The 6,026-nt window shown below is 47.7% G+C and carries 9 protein-coding genes; 1 reads left to right on the plus strand and 8 read right to left on the minus strand.

Annotation, left to right across the window (positions count from 1 at the left end):
- Positions 1–118: 118 nt before the first annotated feature.
- The 8 genes from A3751_RS11705 to A3751_RS11740 form a co-directional block, all read right to left on the minus strand.
- Positions 119–541, minus strand: a complete 423-nt coding sequence (locus tag A3751_RS11705) for an MAPEG family protein (RefSeq protein WP_068456121.1) — start codon at positions 539–541, stop codon at positions 119–121.
- 35 nt (positions 542–576) lie between these two features.
- The gene (locus tag A3751_RS11710; RefSeq protein ID WP_068456124.1) at positions 577–939 is read right to left on the minus strand and encodes an MmcQ/YjbR family DNA-binding protein; all 363 of its coding nucleotides are present in this window, start codon (positions 937–939) and stop codon (positions 577–579) included.
- Entirely contained in the window at positions 940–1,194 is a 255-nt protein-coding gene (locus A3751_RS11715; RefSeq protein ID WP_068456127.1) for a DUF1272 domain-containing protein, read from the minus strand.
- Positions 1,195–1,229: 35 nt separating this feature from the next.
- On the minus strand, positions 1,230–1,727 hold the full coding sequence (locus A3751_RS11720) for a DM13 domain-containing protein (RefSeq protein WP_068456130.1): 498 nt from the start codon (positions 1,725–1,727) through the stop codon (positions 1,230–1,232).
- Positions 1,728–1,869: 142 nt separating this feature from the next.
- Positions 1,870–2,274, minus strand: a complete 405-nt coding sequence (locus tag A3751_RS11725; protein ID WP_068456132.1) for an MAPEG family protein — start codon at positions 2,272–2,274, stop codon at positions 1,870–1,872.
- Positions 2,275–2,307: 33 nt separating this feature from the next.
- Positions 2,308–2,907: a GNAT family N-acetyltransferase gene (locus A3751_RS11730; protein WP_068456135.1), complete on the minus strand. Its 600-nt coding sequence runs from the start codon at positions 2,905–2,907 to the stop codon at positions 2,308–2,310.
- Positions 2,904–3,482, minus strand: coding sequence for a DUF2238 domain-containing protein (locus A3751_RS11735; RefSeq protein WP_231871791.1), 579 nt, complete (start codon positions 3,480–3,482; stop codon positions 2,904–2,906). The genes A3751_RS11730 and A3751_RS11735 overlap by 4 nt, the downstream gene beginning before the upstream one ends.
- Before the next feature lie 160 nt (positions 3,483–3,642).
- Positions 3,643–4,932 (minus strand): PhzF family phenazine biosynthesis isomerase, encoded by a 1,290-nt coding sequence (locus tag A3751_RS11740; protein WP_197466295.1) that lies wholly within the window; start codon positions 4,930–4,932, stop codon positions 3,643–3,645.
- A 214-nt stretch (positions 4,933–5,146) separates the two neighbouring features.
- Between A3751_RS11740 and A3751_RS11745 the strand changes: the two genes are divergently transcribed.
- The coding region (locus A3751_RS11745; RefSeq protein ID WP_068456142.1) for an HDOD domain-containing protein at positions 5,147–6,026 on the plus strand (880 nt) is incomplete at its 3' end.

Raw genomic sequence — 6,026 nt, forward strand, 5'->3', positions numbered from 1 at the left:
AGCGCCTTATTTGAACGCGCAGATGAAGCGCTTTATAGCGCCAAGAACAACGGGCGAAATCGCCTAGAGTCTTGGCCGATGAAAGCGCCCTGATGTAAGCAATTGCAGTACCGAGATCTTAATGCGCTATTAAGTTTGTAAGCAGCGATATCCACAGCGTCGCGAGGCTGGCGAGACTTAATCCGAAGCAGAAGAATCGCTGGCTGACATTGTTGCTACTAAGGTGAATTATCGTATGCACTACTCGGAATGCGACAAATAACCAAGCAGCGGCAAGATTTACCTCTGTGACGGTCTGAGTCACAAAGATGAGTAGCACGCCGATATGGAAAAGAGGTGGTACTTCAAAGTGGTTTTGCACATGACGCCCGAGTATGTGTAAACGATCAGGCTGCTCGCCCTCGGTGTATTTTGTGTAGTACTTAATGCTGACTTTATTCGTTTTGATCGCAACGAAACGCGATAGACCGAGAGAAAGAATCAAACAGCCTGTTAAGAAAAACATGGCGATAGATGGGTAAAGGATACTGATCTCTTGCATGGCTTTGTCGATACCTCTTATTGATTTGTCGTGTGTTATTGGATTAGTCCAAGTTCTTTTTGTTTTTTCTTCGAGAGATTGAGCGACGCTAGGCGGTGCGATGTTTGAATATAATAAAACAGCTCATCGTCTCGTTCACATGCCGCATCATAATACTGAATCCACTTCATGCCTCTAGCGGCCATATAAGGGGCAGGGCGAAAGCCCGGTTCCTCTTTGAGGATGTGGTAATCCAAATCACCCGTTTTAAAAGTAAAAGCGGGTGCAGCGCTTTTTTGCCAACCTCCAATGGCAAACACTTTATCGCCAACCTTCCAAACGTACGCGTCGCCCCATTGACGCACAAGCTTAGTTGCGGGGAGGTTTTTACAAAACTGGTTAAAGGCCTCGTAATCCATCTAAACAGCGTTCTTAGACGAACAGCCATGCTCTTTAGTAATGCGTTTTGTTGAGCCTGGAAATTTCTCGAGTAGGTTGCTTGGGCGAATTGGCCGCGCCTCAAAATTTCCGCCACAGTTGGGGCAGGTGCCATTGAGGACATCCGAAGCGCACGTTTTACAAAAGGTACACTCAAACGTGCAGATCATCGCATCGCTTGCCTCGGGAGGTAGATCTTTGTCGCAACACTCGCAGTTGGGTCTTAGTTCAAGCATGTTTGGATACCTGTTTACTCTGCTAAATTACTTTGCTAATTCGCTCGCGATGGTGATGACTGATATTGAGCGGCGGTAATAAACTCACTAAAGGTCTCACACCAGACAATCACCGTGCTGTATTGAAACGGGTCGATTTCTGCTGGTATGGACACAATAAAGTTATCAAAGGTTTTTATATCGCCCACTTTCACCATGCTTGGTTTTAAGCGATGAAACTCTGCTTCGGTTTCGAGATACGCAGGCGAGAGGTAGAGCTTGTAATCAGGGCCTGGTGCAAGCTCTCCTTTGAATGCGATTTGCTTCGAGCTTATAGAAACAACACCTTCCCCCCAATGAAACGCATCGCTGTCTGTTAAGTCTTTTTGAAACTCTGCAGTATACTTTGAGGCATTGACCGCGGCGCTCAGTGCTGACTCATCGGGCGAGTCGGGAGCGAGCAGAATGGGTAAGGTGTAAATGCCAATTGCAAATCCGAGTAGGCAAGTCGCCGCGTGACTAAGGGTAAGAATGCTTAGTTTACGTATGTTCATTTTTTGCTTCTCTTCGGTGAGTGTTTGAGTCGAACTCTTAGTGCAATCGCAATCAACAGTCCGCCTTACTTACATCGGTTTTAGGCTGCATCCGTTCACCGTATTTTGGATTAGCGGCGGCAATGGCGAGCCAATTCATGCTCTACATCCACCCAATAAGACCTGCTACAAACATGCCGGCAAGCCCCGCTAAACTCACCCCAAAAGCCACGCTTCGGACCAGAGATACTCGCGCGTAGTAGGCAAACATATGGCCCAGCCGGCCTGCAAAATACAATACTGCGGAACCATTCAAGAGGGCGGGTTCTGCAGATGAAAGCACGGCAAAGAATGCGAATAGGCAGAAGATGGCGATGCTCTCGTTCGTATTCGCATGAGCCCTTGCTGCTCGGAAAAGAAAGTCTTGATGATTTGGTGCTATCGGGTAGCCGGGTGTATGTTTTTGTTTTATGGCCGTTAGGTCGGCAATGAGTATCTGGATAAACAGGAGTACGCCGGTGAGGCCCGCGACGAGCAAGGTCGTTTTGTAGGGCAGTAATAGTTCCATTCGCTTATTTCCTTTGGCTTATCTTTGCGTTTGCTATGAACAGTGAGTTGCTTTCAAGCGATATTCTAAGTGCGCTTTTACTTCAGGCCATTCGCCTGCGCTTAGACTGTACATCACCGTATCACGTATTGTTCCGTCTTTTCGCAGTGCGTGTCCGCGAATGACGCCATCTTTTTTTGCCCCAAGTCTCTCGATTGCACGTTGACTTGCATGGTTAAAGTTATCGGTTCGCCAGCCCACTACACGGCAGCGAAGAACGTCAAACGCGTGCGCTAACATCAGTAGCTTACAGGTTGTGTTGACGTGCGTGCGTTGGGCTGTTTTTGCATACCAGGTGTAGCCAATTTCAACACGTCGGACATCCGGCAGTATGTCGTGATAACTGGTAGACCCAAGAATCTTGCCAGATGACGCTTCGATGACGGCAAACGCAAAGCGATCACCTTGCTCTCGGCTTAATTGCGCCTGCTGGATGTAAGACGCAACTTCTTCGGGAGCGGGGACGGAAGTGACTCGGATGTTCCATAGTTCGCCATCTCTCGCCGCCTCGCGTAAGCCGTCTTCATGGCTTGGTGTCAAAGGGACGAGCTGAATATCATTAGCGGACAACGTGACTGGCTGAACAAAGCTCATGCGTTTGGATCCTGATCATTATGAGTCGCAAGCTGTCCAAGTTGCCTGTCATGCCACTTGGATAGAACGACGAGTGCGCAGATCGCAGCCGATAATGCCCATGCCATATCTGATTGGGTGTCCCAGATATACCCTTGCGTTCCGAGAAATGCCATGGCGTCTTCACCTGATAGCAATGCGACCCACCATTCGATCAACTCATAAAACGCGCTGAAGGCCAGAACGATCGAAACAATTATATAGTTGCGCCAAGCAACACCATTCACGACGTTTTTGCGGATCAAGATCTCTCGTGCAAGCAGAGCCGGGACAAACCCTTGAAAGAAATGACCAACTTTGTCGTAATTGTTGCGTTCAGAGCCAAACAGGCCATCAAACAAGGGTACTTCTGCGTAGGTATAGTGGCCTCCAACCATCAGTACCACGCAGTGCAGCAGAATGAGAAAACTCAGCATGGGCGTTAGAGGAAAGCGTTTGTAGGTAAGTGCAACCAGCGTTGCACCTATCACTGCCGGCAAGACCTCAAGAAACCAAGTGAGTGTGTCTTTAGGGTTGATGCCGGACCAAACCAGCACGACTAGAAATATCGCAGTCCAAAGGTATTTGATGTTGCTTGCCCCTTATTTTTGCCCGTTACCGGAAGGTCTTCACAGTCGCTTTGAGCGCACAGCTTGTTTGTTTTTCATTTGAGCTTGGATGTTACAGCCCTTTATGGTTTTTTAGAGTGCGCGCAATCTAAACCGTAATTTTGCCTTCGAGGTAATGCACTGCTTTACCTGATACAAAGACTCTATCTTCTGTGACTCGACATAACAACACGCCGCTTCGTTTTGATGCCTGAAGCGCCATGAGTTCGGTTTTTCCTAAGCGTTCTGCCCAATATGGTGCTAGGCCCGTATGTATCGACCCTGTAACGGGGTCTTCGTCACCGCCGTTTGCTGGCCAGAAGTATCTTGATACGAAGTCATATTCTGATCCTGGCGCTGTGACGACAACATCATGAGGTGCGAGCTTTTTTAGCTGTTCTTGTTTTTGTGTCACATTGCGTACGTCGTCTTCGTGGTCATACACGGCAAAGTAAGCTTGCTCGTTGAGCAAAATGTGGCGCGGTTTAATCGATAGCCCTTCTAACAATGCTTCGGGCGCAAGCTCTACGTGCGAGGGCTTGGTGTTTGGAAAATTCATTTGGATGTAGTCATTTTCGATGCGAGAAATGGTCATTCTCCCGACCGCATTCGCAGAGAAAACTAGCTCTTGCACCTCGGGGTCTTCGCAAAAAAGAACCGATGCTGAGGCGAGAGTGGCGTGGCCGCAAAACGCGATCTCTTTGATCGGTGAAAACCATCGAATTGCATAGCTGCTATCTTGATTTTTTACGAGGTACGCTGTTTCTGATAGGTTGTTTTCGGTGGCGATTGACTGCATCAGATCCTCTGAAAGCCAATGATCTGTGATGATCACAGCCGCCGAGTTGCCTTTAAATTGTTGTTCGGTAAACGCATCAACAACATGGATTGTTAAGCGTTTACGTTGGTCCGTATTGAGATTTTTTGTCATCGAAAAATTGGTTAGAACCACTCCATGCCTGTGAATGTGATTGCGCTTAAGTACCTTGAACCCTTTGTACTCGAAAAATGGCCTTGCGACCAGTGAGGCTTCAACATATAGCTGTGCTATTCCCTGAGCGTGTGCCACCAAGGTGACATGCTCAAACAAAGCAGAGGCGACACCTTGCCTTTGAAAGTCTGGATGCGTGTAAGCACAATCAATATGGCCGTCCGAACGCAACTCCATAAAACCGGCAAGACGGTCCTCAACAAACGCAACCCAAGGCTTCGTTCTGCTCAGCCGTTTGTTCCAGTACACATCATCGCCATCACCATCGCCACTAGGCGCTCTAATGCCTTGAATCCAAGCGGCTTTTTGGTCAACACAGTAAATATCGGAATGAATGCCGTTGATCGCCAACACAAATAGTTCCGCAATGTCTTTGGCCATGCCGTCAGAATATGCTTGAATGCGCATAGGGTTTAAATATTGTTTTTCGATTTTGGAATAGATTTAGAGCATAACATCAAAAAATTGGTTCGAAGAAAAATTTGGCTGTGAGATTAAGTAGAGCGAGAGCAATAACGAATAGGTGCGCTCGTTGAAATTATGGATGAAAAGCATCAATCTCGTTTTATACGAGAACGGTGTTTTACTACTTGCTAAACATTTTTGATATGGATGATTACGGATGAGCACTGAAACGCTTCCCATCAAACTGCTTCAGCAGTTTAGCCCGTTAAATAAGTTTTCCGATAAAGAATTAGTGTTACTTTCCGACAAGATCGAAGTGCGCCGCTATATCGCTGGTGAGTGCATTATTGAGCTTGGGAGCGAAGATCATCTAGACTATTTTTTGGCCTCCGGCACGGTAAAGCTTGAGTCGTTCGATGGTCGCGTAAAACAGTTTGATGCATCTTCTGAAACGGCAAAAACAGCCTTGGCTCATTTGCAGCCTCGAAAATACAGTGTGGTCGCGGTGGAGGTATGCACTCTGCTTGTCGTGCGACAAAGTGTGGTGGAGGCTCTTTTAAAAGAGCTACCGCAAGATAAAGAGGTCGAGTTTAACGCTGCGGATGTGTATGTCGGCCATGAGATCGAAGACATTGAAGCGAGTTTTTTACAAGACCTCAGAACGAATAACATCGCACTGCCATCCTTTCCCGATATCGCGCTGCAGATTAAGAGCCTGCTGGATGACGACGATACAACAGCAGGCGATGTAGCCCGAGCGTTGACGAATGATCCTGCGATCACGGTAAAGCTGATCAAAACCTGCAACAGCGCGCTTTATCAAACCGCAAAAGAGATCACTTCGCCGCACGATGCGATTGTTAGGCTGGGGTTCGAAACGACTCGGCGCCTCGTGAATATTTTCGCGATGAAGGAGCTGTTTAGAAGCAAGAACCAGGCGCTGCAATTGAGAATGAGTGGGCTTTGGTCTGACTCTCGAGAGGTGGCCACAATTTCTTATGTGCTCGCTGAAATCACGCCCAAAATGGATCCTGAGCTCGCGATGCTTGCCGGCCTAGTGCAAAACATTGGAGCAGTGCCGATTATTGAGCATCTCG

Source organism: Oleiphilus sp. HI0080, from assembly GCF_001635135.1.

What these genes read in the sequence shown, in the direction of transcription:
- A3751_RS11710 (WP_068456124.1), bottom strand. Translation starts at nt 939, where the DNA reads ATGGATTACGAGGCCTTTAACCAGTTTTGTAAAAACCTCCCCGCAACT.
- A3751_RS11725 (WP_068456132.1), bottom strand. Translation starts at nt 2,274, where the DNA reads ATGGAACTATTACTGCCCTACAAAACGACCTTGCTCGTCGCGGGCCTC.
- A3751_RS11730 (WP_068456135.1), bottom strand. Translation starts at nt 2,907, where the DNA reads ATGAGCTTTGTTCAGCCAGTCACGTTGTCCGCTAATGATATTCAGCTC.
- A3751_RS11705 (WP_068456121.1), bottom strand. Translation starts at nt 541, where the DNA reads ATGCAAGAGATCAGTATCCTTTACCCATCTATCGCCATGTTTTTCTTA.
- A3751_RS11740 (WP_197466295.1), bottom strand. Translation starts at nt 4,932, where the DNA reads ATGCGCATTCAAGCATATTCTGACGGCATGGCCAAAGACATTGCGGAA.
- A3751_RS11715 (WP_068456127.1), bottom strand. Translation starts at nt 1,194, where the DNA reads ATGCTTGAACTAAGACCCAACTGCGAGTGTTGCGACAAAGATCTACCT.
- A3751_RS11720 (WP_068456130.1), bottom strand. Translation starts at nt 1,727, where the DNA reads ATGAACATACGTAAACTAAGCATTCTTACCCTTAGTCACGCGGCGACT.